The sequence below is a fragment of the Roseibium album genome, from assembly GCF_001404515.1.
Taxonomy (GTDB): Bacteria; Pseudomonadota; Alphaproteobacteria; order Rhizobiales; family Stappiaceae; genus Roseibium; species Roseibium album.
The window spans coordinates 1,097,465-1,119,286 of the sequence record NZ_CXWE01000001.1 but is presented as its reverse complement, the minus strand read 5'-3'; the positions used below and the strand labels follow the sequence as shown (position 1 = coordinate 1,119,286).

Below are 21,822 nucleotides of genomic sequence, written 5' to 3'. Positions count from 1 at the left end.
GAGCACGGGCTGATTTGCCGGTCCCGGTGGATCGGTCGCAGAATTGAACGCCAATCCGTATCGCAGTCGTGAGAATACATCGCTGCAACATTTTCGGCGCTGACGATATCCACTCTTGAATGGGCAAAACAAAAAACGCTCTAAAGACAAATATGACTAATCGTAACCTTGTTTTCAAAAATTCCGTAGAGGCACTGCAATCCTGCTTGTCACTCCGTATCGGAGATGATAACTCAATTTTGTATAAAAATAGATATAACTGACAATGCAATAAAAGGCTGTGTTAATCATGAAGTTTAAGAGTGTGGTTTCCGCGTGTGCCCTCTTGGCGGCCAGTGCGAGCATGGCTGTCGCGGCCCCGATTTCCCTGACAAAGACAAATCCGAGTGACACATTTGACGGCGGCGGCCGGAAGTCTCTCAGAATTATCAACGATGCCGGACCTGCACTCAATCAGCGAGTGACCGCAGGTGGTTTCCGTCTCACCGATCAGACAAATGGCATTGATTTTATCGCGTGGTGCGTGGATATCGCGCACAACCTTTCGCTGAAGGGTCTCTACGAGGTCACGAGTGCGCCGTTTACAAATACGTTTGCATTCACGCAGACGCAAAAAGACAACGTCAAGAGCCTCTTTGAAACAAGCTATTCCAGTCTGAACCTGAATAACAACAATGAGTCTGCCGGTTTTCAGCTGGCGCTCTGGGAAGTTATTTACGAAGATTCCGGAACATTCGATGTGAAGAATGGGTCATTCTATTCGAACACGAATACCTCTGCCCGGAACATTGCCAATGGTTTCCTTGCAAACCTGGGTGGTGCGGTTACGCAGGCGTATAACGTTTCGTATCTGGAGTCTCTTGGTTGGGAAAAAAGTGGCAAAACGAAATATAGTCAGAACCTTGTCAGCGTGACACCGGTTCCACTGCCCGCGGCTGGACTATTGCTGGCTTGCGGCCTGGCAGGACTTTACGCTTCAAATCGGCGCAAGAAGACATAACTTTTTGTTGCGTTACTTGAACGCGCAAACTATTTTGCATGTCGAATTGTATAAAGTCCGGGTTTCGGCCCGGATTTTAATATTATTTTTAATTAGAGTTGGTATTTTGCTTTCTACTTTGCAGTCCAAGCGCGAATTTGCTGCCTTTTCGCCGCAATTCAACCCTAGGCTTAAATACGATCAAATTGAGCGGACGAATTTGCATGGTTCGACTTGCAGGTTCTGAAAATCATTTGATCGTGTGCAAAGGGAACGTCGTATCGAATTTACCTTTTTTGGAGTAAGATCTTGAAAACGTCCCGTAAACTTGTTTATTGAAATTCAAAATGAAACTGTAAAATTGCAATCAAATTAGAACAGTCGAAGCATTGCAATTTTATTGGCTTTAGCTGATGCAACAAGAACCAAAATTTGAACAATCGCGCACCTCGGGGTCGATGATGTACGAGCCGTATTACGGTCTCTTGATGAAGCCTTTTGCACTGGTTCCCGACCCCCGATTCATATATTGGGCGGGACCGCACAGCATGGCATTTGCCATGCTGGAATATGGAATAGTCAACCACGCCGGTTTCACCGTCGTGACCGGTGAAGTCGGTGCCGGCAAGACAACGCTCATTCAACACCTGCTCAGCAAGCTGCCGGGAGATATCCAGGTTGGGTTGCTCGACAATACGGGTGGCACCGGAGAACTGCTTCAATGGATCCTGATGGCGTTTGATCAGGACTTTGATAGCGACTCACACGTCAAGCTGTACAAGCAATTTCGTGATTTTCTCATCGAGCAATATGAGGCCGGCCGCCGCACCGTTCTTATTGTCGATGAAGCACAGAACCTGGGTTCGGAAACGCTCGAAGAACTGCGGATGCTTTCCAACATCAACACGCATGACCGGGAACTGCTTCAGATCGTGTTGAGCGGGCAACCGGAGCTGAAAACACTGCTCGCGGCGCCGAGCTTGAGGCAATTCGTTCAACGGGTAACGTCCGACTTCCACCTGTCGTTCCTCGAGCAGCAGGAAGTTGCCGGATATATCGCGCACAGGCTGAAAGTCGCTGGCGCAAAACGAGCCCTGTTCACTCCAGGAGCCTGTGATCTGATATATTACGCGACACAGGGCACCCCGCGACTGATCAATACGCTGTGCGACACAGCGCTGCTCTACGGCTTCGCCACAGAAGCAGAGGAAATAACACCTGACATCGTCAAAAGAGTGCTCGATGATAAACGGCGCTTTGGTGTGTTTGCCGTACAGCCGGATCTTGCATTGCCGCAGTGATGCGCTGAGAACCGTCTGGAGGCGGTTGCAGGCTTCGTGAACGCATAGCAGAGAACCTGATTGAGTTATCAAACAAACGCGGGCCCAGGGTCCGCGTTTTTGCGTTGTTGACGCTGTCAGAAGCTGGACCGGTGTCGGTCCGGGATTTCACTGCGGCTTGAAACGGAACCAAAGCTTCAGGCTTTTGAGACCATTTCAGTCGGCAGACCCCGCCGGGCAATGGCGTTTCGTGTATCAACGATCGGTACGTTCAGGCGGATCAGCGCTTCATAGTCAATTGCATCATGATCCGTTGAAATCAGAATGGCGTCGTAGTCTGCGTCCCCGACTTCCACAGAGCTTACGGATTCCCGTCCAAGAAGATGAGCAAACTCTCTCATGGCCGGGATCCTGTCGATATGAGGATCAAGAAAATCTACTTCCGCCCCGCTTTTCAGCATCATGTCCATCAACGTGACTGACGGGCTTTCCCGCATGTCCGGCACATTCTTCTTGTAGCTTATTCCGACAAGCAAAATCCGTGAGGTCGAGAGCCCCTTCCCGCACTTCAGATCCAGGACCTCACGCAATTTCGAAATGACAAACTGAGGCATGTTGACGTTGATCTCGCCGGCTAGCTCAATGAACCGGGTTGTGTGGCCGAATTCGCGGGCCTTCCAGGTCAGATAAAACGGGTCGATAGGGATGCAATGCCCTCCCAAACCCGGCCCGGGGTAGAAAGGCATGAAACCGAATGGTTTGGTTGACGCGCCGTCGATCACTTCCCAGACGTCTATTCCCATCGCGTCGTAGATCACCTTCAGTTCGTTCACGAGCGCGATGTTGACCGCTCGAAAAATGTTTTCCGTGATCTTTACTGCTTCGGCGGTGCTGGTCGTCGAAACGGGCACAACCTCGTCCACGACCTTGCTGTAAAAAGAGACGGCCAATTTCCGTGAGATTTCAGAATCGCCGCCAACGATCTTCGGAATGGAATGCGTGCGATAATCCTTGTTGCCGGGATCCTCTCGTTCCGGGCTGAAGGCAACCCAGAAATCTTTGCCGGGACAAAGGCCACCTGAGGCCAGAACCGGTGTAAGAACTTCCTTTGTTGTCCCGGGGAAAGTCGTGGACTCAAGAACAACCAGGGTCCCCTCCAGCATGTTTTGCGCAATGACCTTTGCCGTATCTTCAACGTAGGACAGATCTGGTTCGCGATGGCGCGTGAGTGGTGTCGGGACACAAATGACGATGACGTCGCATTTCGCCAACCCTGAAAAATCGGTCGTCCAGTTCACAGATCCGATCCGAGAGGCCTCATTGAGCATCTCGTCTGTCACCGCGTCGATGTAGCTCCTTTCTTCCTCCAATCGACTGATCTTGTCGGCGTCGATGTCAAAACCCGTAACGGAAAACCCTCGCAACGCGACGGTTACGGCAAGCGGCAAGCCGACATAACCCAGACCGATTACCGCGATCCTGGCCTGCTTGCTCTCAAGCATTTCCAGCAGTTTGACGCTATTCCTGTATTCCGTATCCATCTTGGGGTCCTGGTCAGTTGAGCATGCGCGCGCCCGGCAAAAAATCAGAATGAGATGTTTATCTGTTTTTCACCGGCGTTCAAAAAAAAAGGAAAGCGGTTCATGGAATTCAACCGCTGCGCTTTCGTTCATTGGGTTATCACTCGGGCCAAAGAACTCTCCAGACACAAAAACACCCGGCCGGACTGCGAATGTCCTGCCGGGTGCTCTTCAACTGACTACTTTCAACTGAAGTCTCCGCTCGGAGAAAGCGAGTGACCGCGATGTTGTGCGCTCAGCGCTGTTCTCAGTTTTCAATTGCCGGGAAATAACTCGGCAATTGCGGAACCACGCTGCTCAGGAAATTCTGCAAACGCTCGTCGGCGAGCTCAACATCTTCCGTCCGCGTGAGAGGTGTGACGACACGCACAAGACCGCCATCAGATCGACCATCAGCAAACGTATCCCACATCGATGCGAATTTCGCTTCGAAGTCATTCGTGATCCGGCGACCACGCTGCTCGAACCAGAAATACACCAGCTGGCGTTCAAGTCCTTGCTGGATAATTGCGCGGTTCACCGGAAAACTCTGCTGTTCGCCATCGCTTCCAACTGTAATTGTCCTTTGCTGCCACTGGGAAACCTCCCAGCCGCCACCTGGCAGGCAAATTTCAGGAGAGTGAATGCCGGAGCCCTTTGTCTGAGACTTGTAGAACGTCATCAGCAGGTTGATGTCCTTCTCTCCGTCACTGAAATCCGCCAGGAGATATTCGTCAGCGCCCAGAACCCGTTCGATATCTCTGTCGAGGATCGTTGCCCGTCCCTGCCAGTTCTCGACATTCATCGGGAATATGCCAAGCGGCAGCCGATTGATCGGTGCAGGCTCTTGCGTGGGTGTCATCTGCCAGGCGATGCCCGCAAGCAACGCAATAACCGCAGCGGAGATGAAGGCGCGGCCTGCCTTGAGAGACGGGAGCTTCTTGAGAGGCCCCATCATACCCTGATAGTCCATGCCGATGATGTAGGCGGGGCGCTCTCTTCCGAATGAGAAGTAGCGCGACAGGATCCAGGCCAGAATGTAGAGGATGGCGGTACAGGAGATAAAGATTACCCAGCCTTCAAAATAGTGCAGGAAACCTTCGGCCTGTTCAATTCCGTAGTAGTTGACCAGAACCCCGATCATGCCGACCCGGAAACTGTTCATCAAGATTGTGACTGGAATTGTTGCCAGAAAGATCACGACCCTGTGCCAGTTCGGACCGTTGTAAAGCACAGCCATCAGCCAGCCAAAGCTGAACAACGGGAACAGGTACCGAAGGCCGCTGCACGCTTCAGCCACGAGCAGCTTGTATTCGCCAAGATCGATTACCGTGCCATCCAGCAATACGGGAATGTTCATAAGCTGAATGACCGCAACACCAAGTTCGGCGGAAACAGCCTGAAGATGCGTGGAAACCTGCAGATAAATGAAGGCAGGCAAAGGCAGCATGAAGATCAGGTGCAGCCAGCCGGGCCAGAACCTGAATCCTTCCCTGGTGCCAGCCAGCAGCAAGATCAGCGCGCCAATATAGAGAATGAAGCCGTAGGTGATGATGTCGGGAATCTCGACGAGGTTCCCAACCAAGCCGATCAGGAGAGCGGCAGCGAGAACAATGAACCCAACAATCCGACTGCCGTGATCGGCTTTGACCGGATGACGGTTGATTTCAAGAAGCGTCATGTAAAGGGTGATGAGCGGAACAAGCGGGCCGTAACTGTATTCCGGCCGCGCCCATGCGTATCCCAGGGAAATCAACCCATCCCAGTAAAATGCGGCCGCCCCGAGTGACGCAACCAAGATCCACGGAATTGCGCGTGTCGCAAGCGAGGCATAGTCGGTAGACGCACCGTGTTCATCGTTTCGAAAGTCGACAGTCATAAAATGTTCCGTCCAAAATCGTTAAATTCGGTAACCCAGAAATTCAAATCTGATCTTTGAACTCTACATACCTACATTCCGGCCCTATTTGTAACTAAATTATTGGTGAGAATGCGAGCATCATTAGAATTTGAATAAAACAATTGACGAATTAAGCTTAATTTCGGATCGATATTGAATTTGGCCAGACTCTGTTTGACCTTGCAAACTGGTTCGCCATATACCTTGCTTGATTTGATTTTTGATTTGTGTACCGAGGAGTTGGATAGTTGGTAGAAACGTACAACAAGCCAATGCCTGTTCTGGGAAAAGTATTGATAATCGTAGAAAATCTTCCTGTCCCGTTTGACCGCCGGGTATGGCAGGAGGCGACAGCGCTTCGGCAAGCCGGGTATGAAGTCTCTGTTATTTGCCCTACCGGTAAGAAGCATACTCTCCTAGAGGAAACTCTGGACGGCATTCATATCTACAGGCACAACCTGCCGCTGGAAGCATCCGGAGCTCTCGGTTACCTCGTTGAATATTCAGCTGCGCTTTTCCATGAAATGCGGCTGTCTCTCAAGGTTCTGAGGAGACATGGTTTCGATGCCATTCATGCCTGCAATCCGCCAGACCTGATTTTTCTGGTTGCGCTCTTCTACAAGTTGTTTTTCGGCAAAAAATTTATTTTCGACCAGCACGATATCAATCCGGAGCTCTATGAAGTCAAATTCGGCAAAAAGGGCTTCTTTCACAAGCTGCTGACATTTTTCGAACGCTGCACCTTCAAGCTTGCAGACGGGAGTCTTGCAACGAACGAAACCTTGAAGGGAAGAGCCATTGAAACGGGCAAGATGCCGCCGGACAAGGTCTGGGTCGTCAGAAGCTTTCCAGATATCGAACGGTTCAAGAGAACCACTCCGGACGAGAGTGCAAAAAGAGGCCGGCGCTATCTGGCGGGTTATGTCGGCATCATGGCCGAACAGGACGGTGTTGAGTATCTCGTGCGGGCAATGGACCATATCGTCAATGGTCAAGGTAGAGACGATATCGGCTGCGTCATTATCGGCGACGGCCCCGATTATGATCGATTGCGCGCACTTGCGGCCGAACTCAATCTGCTCGACCATGTTGAATTCACCGGATATCTCTCAGGAGCGCCGCTCCTTGAAAAATTGTCCGCATGCGATATCGGCGTCATCCCCGACCCGCCAAATGTCTGCAACGACAAGCTCTCCATGAACAAGGTGTTCGAGTACATGGCGCTTGGAATGCCGTTCGTGCAATTCGAGCTTGAGCAGGCCAAGATCGACGCCGGAGAAGCCGCTCATGTCGTCCCTGAAAAGACGCCGGAAAGCCTGGCGCAGGGTATGATTGACCTTCTGGGCGACCCTGAGCGGCGCACCACAATGGCGACCTATGCTTCGCATCGTGCACAAAGAGAATTCCACTGGGATCTGGAGAAACATTCCCTGCTGGATGCATACCGTACACTTTTGCAGCCAAAGGAAGCCGCGAAGATCACTGAATCGGTCAGCGTCTCTCAGTGAATACGCCGTCATTGCGACGTAGCATGGCCACAAGCTTCATTTTGGCTTGTCGAGTGCGGCGCAAACCGAGTCTTTATAGGTCGCGATGACATTTTTCCGCTGAAACTGCGATAATTTGCCGGATTCCTGCCAAGTTGCCAGTTCCTTTTTCAAGGCAACTTGCTCGACAACCAGTCTTTCCATCGCGGCTTCGATGCCCGATCCGTCATTCGCCGACACGCCGAGAGCAAATAAGGCTTCGTCGAAAAACCCATCGATTGCCCAATCCTTTGGAAACACAACCGGGCATCCCGCAAGCAGCGCCTCAAGAAAGACCATGCCAAAAGTTTCGCGTTTCGAGACCATCGCAAAACCGCAGGCACCGTTGAGCATTGACTGGACATTTTCGTGCGGGATTGGGCCTTTGCGCACAAATGAGGTCGCCTGACAATCAGCAATCAGCTTGTCGATCGCTGTTTCCTGTTCGGCCGCCCCGCCCCCATAAAGGTGAAATGCATAGGCGGGGTGCCGCTTTTGAATTTCTGAACTTGCCTTTATCAACGCGGCGACGTTCTTGTTGCGATAATCCTTGAGATGAAAAACGGACGCCAACACAGGATCGACAACGCGCGGTGCAATTATCCGGTCTTCGGGTGACGTGCACGGCAGGAGAATGGTCGGTTTTGTGCGCGCGCCGAGTGCATTGTCACAAACGCGCTGGCCCATCACGGAAAAGGGGAACACCAGCTCTGCTCCGTGGTAGATCCGTCGATAACTGGCGAGAAGGTCCGGGCGAAATTTCAAGATCTTTCGGTCCGTGTTTACCTGGATCGAAAGCGCGTAAGGGCACCCGAAATATTCGCTGAGTTTTTCAGCGATCAATCCCTCAATGGACAACTTGTGGCCGTGTATCAGGTCGGGCTTTATGCCTTTTGTGACCAGATCATCGGCAATCCTATCCGCCAGCTGCAAGAGTGAGGCCTGCATGTAAAGACCACCTGGCAATCCCTCATAGCGAATTGCTGTTACGCCATCCTTCTCGCGTTCAAAGCCGATACCGAACGCGGGTTTTGCCGGATTTCCAATAAGTGTCGTGAGTGCCGAAACAGCGGATGGGGACGCCCGATTGATCGAGTAGACGTGCTGGTCGAATGCTTTGTGAACAGCTTCGACAAGACTGCTGACTGCCCTTGTTTTTCCCGGCAGAAAACTATCGGGGTAGTCTCCCGAGACATGCACAATCACTTTGGCCATCTTCAGGAACTACCTCTTGCCGGCTTTCTTGTTGTTTTTGCTCCCAGAACCCGGTCTTAAGCGTTTCAGGCCCCGTCTCAGCTTCTCCAGCACTTCTGATAACGGTGTTGAAATCTCGTCCTGCGCGTTGAGGATACTGCGGCCCATCAACATCGGCTGCAGCCTCCTTTCCCGGATGGCCCTGACAAGTTCCTGCTCCAAGTCGTCGCCCGAGACATTGGTGCGATGTGTCAACGGCCAATAGTGGCGAATATGATGAAAGTCGACACCGACGGTGGCGGACAGCCCGGATTTGGCAATCAGGGACTTTGCTTCCTTGCCAGGTGCCACACCATCAGACTTGCGGTTCCAGACTTCGATGCCGTCCAGATAGGGAACGAATGCCTCTTCGAACTTCAGATAGGCCTGACGCCTGACCGGATGGGCGAAGATCGCGACGCCGCCCGCGGATTTGACCTTTTGCAACGTTTCGAGAACCGGCTGGTGTTCACTCAGAAAATGATCGAGCCCCCAGGTCAATATGTGAATGTCATTGTCGGGAGAAGAATATTCAATTCCCGGAACCAATGTACATTTCCCCGTTGATGCGCTGGCGCATTCGGCCCTGTAGTCATCAAAACTCGCAGGTTCGAATCCCGTGTCGTGTTCGCTCATCATAACAACGTCAACACCACGGGCACCGAAGAAATCCGCAATCTCCGCAAGCGTCCAATGACCATCATAGGACCAGAGGGAATGCGCATGCAGAACGACATTGAGCGTCCGGTTCATCTGTTGCGTCCCCTGATCCCCTTCACAACGGTGAATGCCGCTTCCCGCAGAAAGAAGAGCGGAAAAGCGCGGTCATAGTTATAGAAGCCGGATGGTGAATGAAGTGAGAAAACGCCGCAGGCGGAACGAAAGAAGTTCGGCCACCTCTCCGCATGAAACTTGCTCTTTGGTCCCTTGATCACGAAGAGAAGGTGCAGAATTTCCCGCCCCAGATGACGAACCCGTCGGTCGTCGGGGGAACCGGGCGATGCGTCGGGATGAAAGCCCGGATCAAATGCCTGTTCGACGGCCCAGCCTGGATAGTCGTAACCATTGCGACGCGTAAGGGCCGTGGATCCCCACAGCCGGCCATTCAGTTCGATAAACCAGCTATTGCCTTCCTCATCGGTCAACAACTCGACCATGAACGGGCCCTGCCAACCAATGGACGCTATGAAGGTCTTCACCTTGTCAATCAGGTCATCCGCGGGTCTTGTCGCGCAGCAAGCACTTGCGCCTGACCCGTGCGGGTTCATCATCCTGATCCGGCGATGTCCGAAAACCTGTGCGACCCCATCCTTTCCCGCAAATCCGAAAACGCCCTCACCCGTTCCATGAATAAGTGGTTGAACAAGTACCGGAAAGGAAAATGCCTGTTCGCCGGGAAGCGTTTCAAGGTCTGTCTGGTCGAAGAGGTAGTGGGCATCTCCCTTCCTTATCCGACCGGCATGGTCCAGCGATACTGCGCGAGCAGGTTTCACGATTGCCGGGAATTTTGATGCCTTGAAAATTTCATCCCGCGAACTTGCAACGATTGTGGGCGGAACTGCCAGACCTGCGGCCTCTGCAGCTTCGATCTGTCGAGCCTTGTCGAGGGCAATGTCCTTTTGTACTCCGACAGCGTTCGCCAAAACGGGCTTGCGTTCCGCGTCGCCAAGACTGTTTAACGCCTCGTTTGCGAGCCACAAACTCGTATCGTCAAGCGCAAGCATCGCATCGATGTCCGGGTTGTTGCGAAGCAGGTTGGCCAGATCCCGTGTCGCCAGATCGGCGCTTTGCTCGGGTGCGTGTATCAGGAAGGGTTCACCCACCGGAAGAATTTTCGACAAGGGGGCAACAGTATCCTGACGCTGAAACACTCGCACCTTGTATCCCTTGTGATACAAGCTGAAAAACACTTCGGGCGCAGCCAGGGCATCCGCGAAGCCAATGAGGACAGTCTTTGCGTTTTGCACTGGTTTCATCTTCAAAGGATCTGTTTCTTGGCTTTGGCAAGTGAGCGGCGCAAGCTCCTGACGATGCTTTCCCGGCCCGACAGAAAAAGTGCCACCGCCTCTTGTGATGTATCAGCGCGTACCGACCAGCGCGGTATTGGGTATGGCGTACCTGAATACCCGCCCCCGTCACTTGAAAAAACACGCTCATATCCGTTGAATTTCAGTCGTTCGAGAGTGGATCTTCCGTACTGTCCGAACGGAATGGCAGCTTCGGTGATCTTTTCGCCTGTGCAGTCTTCCAAACGCGCCTTGGCGTCTACAAGTTCCCTGCGCGCGCTGGCGTCGTCGAGATGCTTCCAACTCACGTGGTCATACCCATGAGATCCGATCTTGTGTCCGAGACCCAATAGCTCACGCAGATGCACGCTGCCCAGAGAGCCTTCCTCGTCCAGACGACCGGCCAGGGGGAAGAATGTTGCAGTCAATTCTCTTGCCTCCAGCCCCTTTGCGCCAATCTCCAGATCGGACAGGTTGCCGTCGTCGAATGTAATAAGGACCCTGTCCTTGACCGGGGCGATCAGATCAAGAAACCGGTGATACTGCTCCTCGCTGATCCAATAGTGCGCCTCCCCGTCTTCCAGGGGCCGCATCGGCGAACCAATTCCATGAAAATTGACAATTAGAAACTTGTTTTTTTGCATGTTGTTCAAAATCCGGATACTTCGGAAAAATCTTCAATATCACATATTTCATCAGCATTGATCAGCACCGCTCAGGTGATTCACGGTGATTGTTAGTCCATCATCGACTGTGGGTCCATTGAGATGATGGTTTGTGGTGCCGGACCTACACATGCCAACCAGCATCTCTTGACGCACCGTGATCCATTTGTGGTCAGCTAGACAAACTGGTGAGCCAGTACATTCACGTGAAGACCAGAAGATACTCGTGCCGGCAAAGACACAAAATAGTCGCTGCTCAGAGGCGTAAAACTGGTGTCGAATATGACTGGTACAAGCGCGACGTCATTGATTTCAAAACTTCGAACAGCTTGAAATCACATTGCCGAACAACCTCAAGAAAAAACCATCAAGCGCATCCGTTTCTCCGGACAAACCGGCAGACCACGTCTGTGGAGGACAACAACCTGGTCTCCGGAGTCGTTCAACCCGCTGCGAGAGGTATTAGCTCCGCGCAGCGGGTGAAGTCTCAGTGAGCGCCTTTGCACGTATTGATCAGCAAGGCACTCGTCTCATTTGGATGTGGTGCCCGAGTCAGGTGAGTGATTGCTTGTGAAAACCCAACCCGCGCAAGTGTCCAATCCGTTGAACGCTCAAACCTAGAAGATTAGATCACCGAGCTGAAATTCTGCTGAGCCCGGCACTTCGCCGGTGGCAAGAACTGTTCCATCGTCGGTTAGTATCGTGGCTTCAGCGCTTACAAGGAACAGCTTTTCATCCCGATAGCGAGTTGTTTCGATGGCGTTGAAAATTTCATCATCAATTTCAACCGTGCCGATGAAACTCGCCGTGCTGAAAGAATCGGCGTCATCAAAAATGACCGTATCGTTCGAGTCTGCACTGATCTGCAGATATCCGGTCTCAGAGCCATTCTCGTTGAGGTGGTGCACTTTCAAGGTGTCAGCATGATCGTTCTTGATATCGATTTCTTCGATATTTCTGTGATAGCCGTCAAACCCTGAAAAATCCAATACGTCTTCTGAGTCTTGGAACTGCAGAATATCGTGGCCTTTTCCGCCATCGATGCGAATATCGTCCAGGTCTGCGACCAGTACATCGTTGCCATTGCCACCGATCAGCGTATCAGCGCCCTCGCCTCCAACGAGAACATCGTTGCCGCCATATCCGACAAGAACATCATCACCGCCGCCGCCATCGAACGCATCGTCGTCATTGCCCCGACGGATTTTGTTGTTTCCGTCATCGCCAACAATATCAAATTTCCCACCGGTATCGCCCGTGTCTCCGGTATCGCCCGTGTCTCCGGTATCACCTGTGTCACCGGTATCGCCCGTGTCGCCGGTATCACCCGTGTCACCGGTATCGCCCGTGTCGCCGGTATCACCCGTGTCACCGGTATCGCCGGTATCTCCCGTGTCGCCAGGGTTCCCTGGATCTTCATCGCGATTTTCAATCCGGTGGACAATTTCCTCCTGGCTCAAATCATAGGCAAGGAAAGAAACGTCAGACAACGCACCTTCGAAGTGATCCTTGTTGAAGCGATCACCAAGGTACAAGTCCTGCGGAGCCATGCCGCTCTGCATCGCGCCCTTAAGGCCTGAGACTTCCTGAACCACCTCGCCATCCACGAAGAGGGTCAAAGTGCCCTTTTCGCTGGAGAATGTCAGAGATACGGAATGCCAACCGTTATCCTGGATCTGCGGAACCGGAGCTCTCAGCCATTGAGTTCCCTGATCCGTCGTAACGGCGATCGGAATGTCGGTTTCACCAATAAAGACTGCAAAGCTTCCAGGAAAATCAATCACCCTGCCGCTTGCGTCCGCGTCGTCTTTCTTGAAGTCGAAAGAGAGCGTGTAACTATCGTTGTTGTAGTAGTCCGAAGACGCCTCGACCCGCACGGTATCTTCATTAAGTCGGATTGCAGAGCGATCGTCTACGTCAACAACTTCAACTTTTGATCCAGTCGTTGCCGAATTGGCAAGATCACTGCTGTCTTTCACGCCATCGCTGAGATCGAGATCAAACAAGTTGGGGGACTCGACCTCGATGGTCTTCTGTACTTCCAGTGTGCGCCCGTCGGCAAGCTTGACAGAAACACTGACCTCTTGCACTCCACCTTCTGCAAAGCGGTGATCAACCTGCACGCCCGATTTCGTTGTTCCGTCAGAGAATGTCCAGACAACTTCAAGCGTGTCCTCATCAACCAGGCCAGCATCGGTAAAGATATTTTTGGCGTCAAAGGAGACAAGCATTGCATCACGGCCGCTATGACCTTCAGTTGCAATGAAACCGGCAACATCTTCTGGCGATGTGTCGAACGCAGTCAGTTCCGCACCATACCCCTCTACTATCGAGCCAGGAATGGCCTTCAGTTCTGAAATGAGGGCCTGCGGGTCGAGCGCGTTCACGAAAAGTTTGCCGACATAATTGGGTTGAGAACTGTCATGCATCTGGACATAGACATTGTCGCCGATTTTTTGGTTCTCGTTATCGGACGCTATTTCGTGTGACAGTATATTACCTTCGATAACCGCGTTTTCGGTTCCAAAACGAAGAATAATAGTCGGACCGTCTTGCTCATCGCCTGAACTTTGCAACAAGGTGTTGTTCAAAATGGAGAGGTCTTCGACGCCTTCCATTCGAATACCCTGTCTGTCCCCATTGAAGATTACATTGTTTTCAATAAGAACGTTCGAGAACTGATTACCTTCGGTATCTCCGTTATTATCGAGATAAATTCCCAAGAGAGCAGCGCCGTCACCCTGCTCAAAATAGTTGTCCCTGATAATGATGTTTTCACTATCAAACGTCTGATCACCGTCAATCCAGAAATGAACGTGATCTCCGTGGTCGCCGGCGCCACCCAAATTCCATGGCGTTGAGCTATGGAAGTGATTGCCTTCCAGCAATACGTTTGAAACTTCAGCACCGTGTATGGGTGTCGTCCTCAAGCTATGGATTTCCGTTTCCAAAAGCTCAAAACCAGCGACATTCGAGAGCAAAATGCCTTTGTGAAACTGTGAAATCTCCATGTTGTCGAAGACAACATTGCTCGAATCCACAATTGCAGCAGCACGACCGGCAGGAAGCCCCAGGACGCTACCGGACGGATTTTCGGTTCCAATCGGGGAATCCGGGTCAATACCGTTGACAGCCGGCCCACCCTCGATAGTGGAATTTTGGAAGGTAATGTCTGATGAGTATTTTACGTCGACTGCCTTCGTCAGATAGGACGTTTCGCTATCCGGGACAAAATCAACAAATACATCGTCGAACGTTATATTCGATGAGGATGCAATCTTAACCGACGAAAAGACGGCCTGATCGGAAGAATCCTGAGATTTGATAGTTATGTTTGCGTCTGGACTAATGTTGTGAAACAGAACGTCGCCATAATCTCCAGGCTCGAGGAGAATTGTCTCTCCACCAGTCGCTTTTGCGACGGCTTCCATTAACTCGCTGGCTGACGAAACTGTTATCGTGGCAGGCGTACCCGAAGAGTCGTTAAGCACAAGTCCAGACATATAAAATTCCTCGTGATTGCGAAGTTGCGAGGAAATTACCAAGCCGCTGTTGATATGCTGTTTAATCTCAGATGAGTTATTGAGGAAAATTTTAACTAGTTTTACTATCTAATGTAACTTTATGTAATTACAGAAGAAATTTATTCGAGAATATTTCCTGCAGGGTGATTTTTAACAAGTTTAATACACATCGGTACTGTTTTCTTTCCGCCACCCTGATCGGCTTTCATACGCAGACTCAGTGCGTCAGGCACCGCCCCGATTTTGGTTCAGAACAAATTTCCAACGAACAGGTTCATCAGGTCGCTTCGGATAGACCACTCAGTGTTCAATAAGCGGCAGTCCAGCCAGTTGTTTCAAGGCGGAGTGGAATGCCACATCACCTTCAGGACTGGGCAATGCCTCAACGAAATCTGCAAATCTGCTGTACGTTTTGTTTTGGACAATCAGGACCGGTACGACCAGGACACCGCATTGGCTCAAACTGGCCCATCAGTGTTGTGGATCGGGCCTAGTGGTAGCGGCGTCAAACGATGTTATGTATATTCTCATCTTTGTCGCCGTAACAATTTCTGCACCGTCAGCTGTCTTGCCGGAGCGAAAACGTCGCATTGCCTGTAGCTAATTCCAATTCAATGCATACATGACTGACAAGAATCTTGCGACAAACCTAAAGGCCAACATGATCGTGGTAGCATGAGTAATTGCCAGCAATTCAATCCGCCGGTCACCCGGCGAACGTTCCTCGGCGCCACGCTGAGCATTGCTGCGCTGTTCAGCAGTACCGCGCTCTCTTCGCCTGCCGCTGCGGAGCCATATGCGAGCAACACGGGTTTCCAGGCGGACAAGGACGAAGGTACGGATGGAGACCTGTTCGTCGATAACGTCAACGGTTCGGATTCAAATTCAGGGACGAGCGTCAGCGACGCCATGGCAACTGTTTCAGCAGCCCTGGCCATTGCGAAACCCGGCCATGTCGTCAAGATTCGCAATGCAGGTGGCACCAAGTACCGGGAACGCATTGCCGCCCCCTCCGGGACTGCAGGCAACACGATCGTTCTGGAGGGATATGGAACTGAGAAGCCAGTCATTACGGCAGCCGAGCCGTTGACCGGTGCAGTTGCATGCACAGTCGCCGACGAGCCTGTCCTGGGCAAAAACTATGCGTCGATCTACAAGGTGCCGGGGTTCGCAAAGGAGGACATAGCATCCGGCGATCCTCGCGCTGCATTCCTGTTCGAAGGTGACAAGCGTTTGATCCCGTGTATGGGTCGCAAGCCGAATCCACAATATCCGCATACAGAAAGAGCCACAAAGGACTGGCTCGACGCTGACGAAACGGTGACCGACGGTGGTGATCCGAACCTGGTTCTTGGCACCCGGCTTCCGGGCTTTACTGATCGGTTCACAGCAGCACAAATCGAAAACTGCGACATTCTTTTCCATCGTTTCCCAAACCGTGATGCGCGGACAACCGTGGCGTCGTTTGATGCGGCCAGTGATACCATCTACCTGAGCGATCAGTCGTGGACGGCCGAGACCAACGCGAACAAGGACAAATTCATCCTCGTGAACCTTTTGCCACAGATGCGGAAAGGCGAATGGGGTTTCGTCGACAATGGAGCGACCGTTGATCTTTACTTCTGGCCCAATGACCCATTGAGCGTTGACAACAACATCGAGTACTCCCGACGATCCATCTGCGTGGATGGACGCGGGCAAAGCCACTTGGCGTTTCGGTCCATCATTTGTGAAAGGTCCAGCGCCGCAGGGCCCCGCACGGATGGCCGTTACGCAATGACATTCGGTCATGTGGTAGGTGCACCTTATGCAACCGATGTCACGCTGGACAATTGCTGGATCAGGGATACCTATCGGGATGGATCAAGCTACGCCCCGGTCTGGGTTCGCAATGTCAACAACTTCAAAATGTCCAATTCCACGGTATCCGATGCAATCAATCAGTTCGGCATCCAAGTTCAGGGTCCGTTTTGGAACAAATATGAGGGGGCGGCGCTTGGCTGTGTCATCGACAGAAACATAGTCCTAAGATCCGACCAATCGCCCGTTCGGTTGTTCGGCCTTGAAAACTTCATGGTCGTTCGCAACCAGTTTATCGACTGCGGTCAAGCCGCCCACGCAAACAAGGGCAATATCTACCAGGGTGGTCACAACGGTCTGTGGTGGCACAATTACTGGTGGGCCTGTTCCGGATACTGGACGTTCCAGCGCTCGTCCGCTCAATTCTTCGGCTTCAATTTCATTCATGGCAACACGCTGGATAAAGATGGGCGCGCCATTGAAGACCAAAACTTCGACAGAACCTCGAAACTAACCAATTTGTCTCCAGCGACTGGCCAAGGCATAAACGGCGATTCATATTTCCTGAACAACATGCTCGTGCCCTGGCGAAACGCCGCGACCTATGCCAACTCGCTCATCTTGGGGTCAAAGAGCGAAGCTGCGATCAATTTCTCTGTGATGAACAACATCCTGAATGGCACAGGCTTTGTGACCGAGAAGCTCATCGCAAACGGCATTAAAACAAATGTCTACACCAACGGAACACCGTTTGATGCGTCAGACAGTCTGCGCCCCTTCGGCGATGTCTATCAGAACATCACAATCGGAGACATCGCAGTCAAAGGCAACAGCCCGACACTGAAGGCTCCATCTACCGCAATCGACAGTCTTCCGGGAATGGACGGGAGTATTTCGCTTCGTTCGAAGTTCCCTGACTTTGACGGCTTTGGGATGGACATAGCAGGCAAACCGGTCGATCTTTCGAAGCCGCCCGTCGGCCCGGTCAACGACCCTGCCGACCTGCATCGGTTCGACCCGATCTGGATCTTGCGTCCGAAACTGACAGGAGCGCCGACTGTCGGTGGTTCCGTCACGGCCGACGATGGGTACGTGATGGCGCTTGGTCACACCTCCCGGACTTACCAGTGGTATCTGGTGGAGGACGTCTATGATCCGCGCGACGACTGGACGCCCATCGCTGGGGGAGATTCCGCGACGTACTCACCTGTCACGAGTGATGTCGGCAAGTATCTTGCACGGCGTACGACCATGGATGGGGTGCCTACATATTCATTGATGTCCGCGCCCGTCGCATCCTCTTTCCCGATCGGCAAACCTGTCAGTCTCCTGAACCCACGCGCGGTTGACGCTCGCAAGTTTGCTGCGGGCAAGTGGCTCGAAACAGCGACGTTGGCAACGTCCAACAAACCGCTTCTGGTGATCGTGTCGACTTTGAATACCGCTTTTGGGAAAATCGCCAGCCTTTCCATCACTCTGGGAGCAGAAGGAAGGGAAAACGGATCGGGCAAGGAGCTATCCGTTGATCCTACGGCAGCCCTGCGGACAAGGAACCAGTTGTCGGTGGCCACGATTCTCGAACCTGGAACCGGCGTGCAGACCATTCAGGTAAGCAGTGACGACAACTGGACGAACATTCACGTGACAGTTCTTGAAGTGGATGGCCTTGCCGGCATCGCTGTCGGTTCGGTTCAGGGTGGCTCAAAACCGACCGAGCTTTCACCAGCAATCACCACGAGTATGGACAACACGCTGGTCCTCTATGCCCTCAATCGATATGACGGCACCGGAGATCCGATCACCTGGGACGGGGGCACGACACTTATTGAAGAACCAACGGGAAGAGGTCATCCCTCAAATTCGCTACGCGTGTCCTACACGTACGAGCAGGCCGCCTCTTCAGGCACGTACTCCAAAACTGCGTCCTGGTCCGTGACCCACGGGGCTGCAACATCGTTTGCGATTGAATTGCGGGCTGCATGACTTGCGGTTCACTGCAAGCTGCACTGATACCGGGTTGAATTTGTCTTCGCTGCTTCCGGATATCGGCGAACGACGAGAATCCCGAAAATCGAAGAAATTGCGTCAATTCTCAGCGAATGCCAAATCGCTGCAAGCAAATTTGCGACTACGACACTGCGACGCTTTCCGGGCCACATCGTGGTAGGGATGACCTGTCGACAGACCATTCCGCCACCGCTTTTGTTACTAGACTAGTTTGCGGAAGGCCGGGTATACAGAACTTTAATATCAATGCCTTACTAGGAATACAGTCCGCGGATTTCGTATCCAGCGCAAAGTAGATACCCATTTGTGTTTATTACGGCTCAGATTCGGGCTTCTATTGCGAGCGTGATTGAGACCGTTGCTTGTTTTTATGGCAATTCCAATACCTTCGTGTGGTAAGCAAGGATCACTGGCTGAGATGGCGGCTGTCACCAAACTAGAAAACATTCAGGCCTTGAGAGCCATTGCGGCTCTTGGTGTGGTCTTGTCCCATGCACACAGTCGCGTGGAACGCACCTACCCATCCCTGATTTCTGAATCCTTTGTCGATCGCTTCGGGGGGCTCAGCTGGATTGGCCATGCCGGAGTGGATCTGTTCTTCGTCATAAGCGGCTTCATAATGATCTATGTGCACTTTGACGACTTCGCCACCCGGAATGCCCCGTTTCAGTTTTTTGTCAAACGACTGATCAGGATTGTTCCCATCTACTGGCTTCTTTCGGCCACCGCGCTCGCGCTTTTGTTTATCGAACCAAGTCTGTTCTATCACGCCCGCTCGTTGGACGTGGAATGGATCGTATCCTCGTTCCTGTTTTTCCCGATCCGTTCCGAAACGGGTGTAACGACCCCTCTTCTGGGACTGGGATGGACATTGAATTATGAAATGTACTTTTATCTGATATTCGCCTTCTGTCTGTTCTTCAGGCGGTCGTTTCTTCTGCCATTCATGTTGATCTTTTTTGGAACGAGTATTTTGATCGGTGTATTGATTTCACCGTACAAGCTTTTCGTCATCCTGATGACCAACTGGCTCTTGCTCGAGTTCTTTCTCGGCTGCCTGATTGGTTATGCCTTCAGATCAGGTTACAATAAATTGCCTCTGCCCCTTGCGGTGGTCTTGATAGTATCGGCGGTCGCGACAATTTTGGCGTGGGTAACATTCGGCCCAAATCATGAGATCCGCGGACTGCCTCGCTTCTTGTGGTGGGGCCTGCCAGCTGCGAGCATCGTTGCAGCATTGGTCCTTTGTCCAAGACTGGTGGATCTCAAAGTTCCCAAGTGGCTCCTGGAACTGGGGAACGCTTCCTACAGCATCTACCTTACGCACATATTCACCTTGCCTGCGTTGGCACTGATACAAAAGCGGGTCGATCACATCGCTCTCCTGCATCCAGATGCGGCTATCGCAGTCATGATCGTCGTCAGCGCCATTGCAGGCTATGTATTCTACCGTGTCGTCGAAAAGCCGATTACACGCCTGCTGACAAAGCGTTACCGGCCAATGGCTTCAGCTCGACAAAAGAGCGCCACGGGTTGATGCGCAGACTTGTTGTGCTGTGTTGGCGATCGCATCGGTGCGCTGTCACGCGTTGGCCTGAAACGGGGCAGTTATGGTTCGGGCGAGTCCGAACACCGAACTGTCTGCCGCGGAATCCGCCTCACATCCCCTGCTCCATCGTCATGCAGACTGCTGGCTTGTATCCCGCTTCCAGGTGAAAACGGATCTTCGATGGCGACGGTCTTTCATGAATAATGCAAGTGAGCTTTGATGTAAGCGGTGTTTTGACCCCACCTTCCGTTTGGTTTTGAGATCTGCGAGTTCATGCGAGATGTGTATTCTCGCGGATTAGCTCCATGGATGGACACAGAGAGTTTCTCACACATTCTGATTTGATCCTTGGCCCCCGGGGACATCGGCGATGGCCAGATGAGGTGAAGGCCCGCATTGTTGCGGAGACTTTGGAGAATGGCGTGCGGGTCCCGGAGGTTGCGCGTCGCTATGGTCTTCGCCCGAACCATTTGTCTGCCTGGCGGCGTCTTGCGCGTGATGGGAAGCTGGTTCTACCCGCGCCTGTGGTCGATGCCGGGCTGGAAAAGGCCCAGTGTTTGCACCGATGATCGTCGAACCGGTGACACAGCCTACCGAGCAACCTTCATTGAACGCGACAACAACACCGTCGAACGCACCATCCGCCCAATCGCCCTCAATCGGAAAAACGCGCTCTTCGCCGGACATGATACCGGCGCTCAAAACTGGGCTATGATCGCGTCACTGATCGAGACATGCAAACTCAACGCGATCGAACCACACGCCTACCTAACAGGCATTCTGACAGCCATAGCCCAAGGCCACAAACAGGCTGACATTGCCGCGCTGCTGTCATGGAACTATGCCAAAGCCGTGTGATCGGCGCACCGCTTACGTTAATTTTGACTAGGAACAAATATGTCGCTGAAAAAAGTACAACAAGCTCTCGATCTAATTGAAGCAAACGATGACGCCGACTTCGTTGGACCAGTATCCGAGGAAACGATTATTGAATCTGAGGAGAGGCTGGAGTTAGTATTTCCGCCTTCGTACAAGCTTTTTTTGAGTACACTGGGCTGTGGAGATATCGATGGCTTGGAGTTTTACGGCATAGTTAGTTCTGATCTGAGCGTAGTTGGCGTTCCAAACGCAATTTGGGTGACATTAGATGAGAGAAAAAGAGGGCTTCCACATCGTTATGTAATAATTGGCGCCGGCGGCGACGGTACTTTTTTTGCAATTAATACTGCGACTTGCGACGAAAACGGGGAATGCCCTGTTGACGTTGTCAGCCCGGGTGGAGATGCTTCTCGCTGCCATGGTACCTTTGGTGAGTATTTTTATGAAGAACTTGAAAATGTTTTTGAGTGAGGGAATCATTGTTTGAATATTGTTGAATTGTTCCGAACTGATTATTTGATACGAAAGGCTTGGAGTCTAGATTAGCGCAGAAAAATTTGTCGTAGTTTGTTCTTATACTTCAGAACAACGAAACAAAATTTGCAATGTGGTGAGGTTCAAAACACCGCTTACGCTTTGATGAGGGTCCCAGCGACTATTTTCTCAATCCTGTTGACACTGACTTCACTTGGCCCAAGAAAGTCACACGACAATTGTGTTCGGGAAACAAGATGAAACGTTCAATGGCAGGTTTCTTATGATAATAAGACGCCAATAGGATTTTCAAATCTTTGAGTTGCCTGCCAGATACCCAGATTCAGAAACACGCACCATCATGCACTCCGGATTAACAACTCTCACATATTGTGGGAGACTAAACATTGACGAATTTGACCCCCAGTGGTCGCACCCAAG

13 protein-coding genes and 2 pseudogenes are annotated in these 21,822 nt (G+C 52.0%); 8 read left to right on the top strand and 7 right to left on the bottom strand.

All coding sequences use genetic code 11. The features are described 5' to 3' along the window. Positions 1-289 precede the first annotated feature (289 nt). Together LA5095_RS04935 and LA5095_RS04930 are read left to right on the top strand one after the other, a co-directional pair. Positions 290-1,000, top strand: coding sequence for a VPLPA-CTERM sorting domain-containing protein (locus LA5095_RS04935; RefSeq protein WP_208992540.1), 711 nt, complete (start codon positions 290-292; stop codon positions 998-1,000). 527 nt (positions 1,001-1,527) lie between these two features. Next, positions 1,528-2,280, top strand: coding sequence for an ExeA family protein (locus tag LA5095_RS04930; protein ID WP_235808848.1), 753 nt, complete (start codon positions 1,528-1,530; stop codon positions 2,278-2,280). Between the two features lie 176 nt (positions 2,281-2,456). Here LA5095_RS04930 and LA5095_RS04925 read toward each other — a convergent pair whose 3' ends face one another. After that, positions 2,457-3,800 (bottom strand): nucleotide sugar dehydrogenase, encoded by a 1,344-nt coding sequence (locus LA5095_RS04925; protein WP_055112403.1) that lies wholly within the window; start codon positions 3,798-3,800, stop codon positions 2,457-2,459. Between the two features lie 286 nt (positions 3,801-4,086). Further along, positions 4,087-5,697 (bottom strand): VPLPA-CTERM-specific exosortase XrtD, encoded by a 1,611-nt coding sequence (gene xrtD / locus LA5095_RS04915; protein ID WP_055112399.1) that lies wholly within the window; start codon positions 5,695-5,697, stop codon positions 4,087-4,089. Between the two features lie 314 nt (positions 5,698-6,011). Between xrtD and LA5095_RS04910 the strand changes: the two genes are divergently transcribed. Further along, positions 6,012-7,226 (top strand): glycosyltransferase family 4 protein, encoded by a 1,215-nt coding sequence (locus tag LA5095_RS04910; RefSeq protein ID WP_196905442.1) that lies wholly within the window; start codon positions 6,012-6,014, stop codon positions 7,224-7,226. Positions 7,227-7,262: 36 nt separating this feature from the next. On the opposite strand, the gene LA5095_RS04905 is transcribed toward LA5095_RS04910, so the two are convergent. The 5 genes from LA5095_RS04905 to LA5095_RS04885 all read right to left on the bottom strand — a co-directional run bounded on the left by LA5095_RS04905 (position 7,263) and on the right by LA5095_RS04885 (position 14,651). Beyond that, positions 7,263-8,459, bottom strand: coding sequence for a glycosyltransferase (locus tag LA5095_RS04905; RefSeq protein WP_055112394.1), 1,197 nt, complete (start codon positions 8,457-8,459; stop codon positions 7,263-7,265). A gap of 9 nt (positions 8,460-8,468) precedes the next feature. Further along, complete coding sequence (locus LA5095_RS04900) at positions 8,469-9,230, bottom strand: PHP domain-containing protein (RefSeq protein ID WP_055112392.1); 762 nt, start codon at positions 9,228-9,230, stop codon at positions 8,469-8,471. Next, positions 9,227-10,444, bottom strand: coding sequence for a hypothetical protein (locus LA5095_RS04895; protein WP_144436063.1), 1,218 nt, complete (start codon positions 10,442-10,444; stop codon positions 9,227-9,229). The genes LA5095_RS04900 and LA5095_RS04895 overlap by 4 nt, the downstream gene beginning before the upstream one ends. 11 nt (positions 10,445-10,455) lie before the next feature. Then, a complete protein-coding gene (locus tag LA5095_RS04890; RefSeq protein WP_186009640.1) occupies positions 10,456-11,076 on the bottom strand; it encodes a polysaccharide deacetylase family protein in 621 nt (206 codons plus the stop codon). 689 nt (positions 11,077-11,765) lie between these two features. Next, positions 11,766-14,651: a right-handed parallel beta-helix repeat-containing protein gene (locus LA5095_RS04885; protein ID WP_082442776.1), complete on the bottom strand. Its 2,886-nt coding sequence runs from the start codon at positions 14,649-14,651 to the stop codon at positions 11,766-11,768. A 696-nt stretch (positions 14,652-15,347) separates the two neighbouring features. On the opposite strand from LA5095_RS04885, the gene LA5095_RS04880 reads away from it, so the two are divergent. The 5 genes and pseudogenes from LA5095_RS04880 to LA5095_RS04865 all read left to right on the top strand — a co-directional run bounded on the left by LA5095_RS04880 (position 15,348) and on the right by LA5095_RS04865 (position 21,378). Next, complete coding sequence (locus LA5095_RS04880; protein ID WP_055112384.1) at positions 15,348-18,455, top strand: right-handed parallel beta-helix repeat-containing protein; 3,108 nt, start codon at positions 15,348-15,350, stop codon at positions 18,453-18,455. A gap of 442 nt (positions 18,456-18,897) precedes the next feature. Beyond that, complete coding sequence (locus tag LA5095_RS04875; RefSeq protein ID WP_055112382.1) at positions 18,898-20,016, top strand: acyltransferase family protein; 1,119 nt, start codon at positions 18,898-18,900, stop codon at positions 20,014-20,016. A gap of 317 nt (positions 20,017-20,333) precedes the next feature. Continuing rightward, positions 20,334-20,546 (top strand): annotated as a pseudogene (locus tag LA5095_RS31975) (transposase); the annotation flags it as partial. An 88-nt stretch (positions 20,547-20,634) separates the two neighbouring features. Continuing rightward, positions 20,635-20,886: pseudogene (locus LA5095_RS04870) on the top strand (transposase domain-containing protein); the annotation flags it as partial. 39 nt (positions 20,887-20,925) lie between these two features. Continuing rightward, positions 20,926-21,378 (top strand): SMI1/KNR4 family protein, encoded by a 453-nt coding sequence (locus LA5095_RS04865; protein WP_055112380.1) that lies wholly within the window; start codon positions 20,926-20,928, stop codon positions 21,376-21,378. Positions 21,379-21,822: the final 444 nt, after the last annotated feature.

Bases quoted from the DNA above. Each gene is read 5' to 3' on its own strand.
- LA5095_RS04890 (WP_186009640.1), bottom strand. From the start codon at position 11,076: ATGCGGCCCCTGGAAGACGGGGAGGCGCACTATTGGATCAGCGAGGAG.
- LA5095_RS04935 (WP_208992540.1), top strand. From the start codon at position 290: ATGAAGTTTAAGAGTGTGGTTTCCGCGTGTGCCCTCTTGGCGGCCAGT.
- LA5095_RS04905 (WP_055112394.1), bottom strand. From the start codon at position 8,459: ATGGCCAAAGTGATTGTGCATGTCTCGGGAGACTACCCCGATAGTTTT.
- LA5095_RS04880 (WP_055112384.1), top strand. From the start codon at position 15,348: ATGAGTAATTGCCAGCAATTCAATCCGCCGGTCACCCGGCGAACGTTC.
- LA5095_RS04900 (WP_055112392.1), bottom strand. From the start codon at position 9,230: ATGAACCGGACGCTCAATGTCGTTCTGCATGCGCATTCCCTCTGGTCC.
- LA5095_RS04875 (WP_055112382.1), top strand. From the start codon at position 18,898: ATGGCGGCTGTCACCAAACTAGAAAACATTCAGGCCTTGAGAGCCATT.
- xrtD (WP_055112399.1), bottom strand. From the start codon at position 5,697: ATGACTGTCGACTTTCGAAACGATGAACACGGTGCGTCTACCGACTAT.
- LA5095_RS04885 (WP_082442776.1), bottom strand. From the start codon at position 14,651: ATGTCTGGACTTGTGCTTAACGACTCTTCGGGTACGCCTGCCACGATA.
- LA5095_RS04925 (WP_055112403.1), bottom strand. From the start codon at position 3,800: ATGGATACGGAATACAGGAATAGCGTCAAACTGCTGGAAATGCTTGAG.
- LA5095_RS04930 (WP_235808848.1), top strand. From the start codon at position 1,528: ATGGCATTTGCCATGCTGGAATATGGAATAGTCAACCACGCCGGTTTC.
- LA5095_RS04865 (WP_055112380.1), top strand. From the start codon at position 20,926: ATGTCGCTGAAAAAAGTACAACAAGCTCTCGATCTAATTGAAGCAAAC.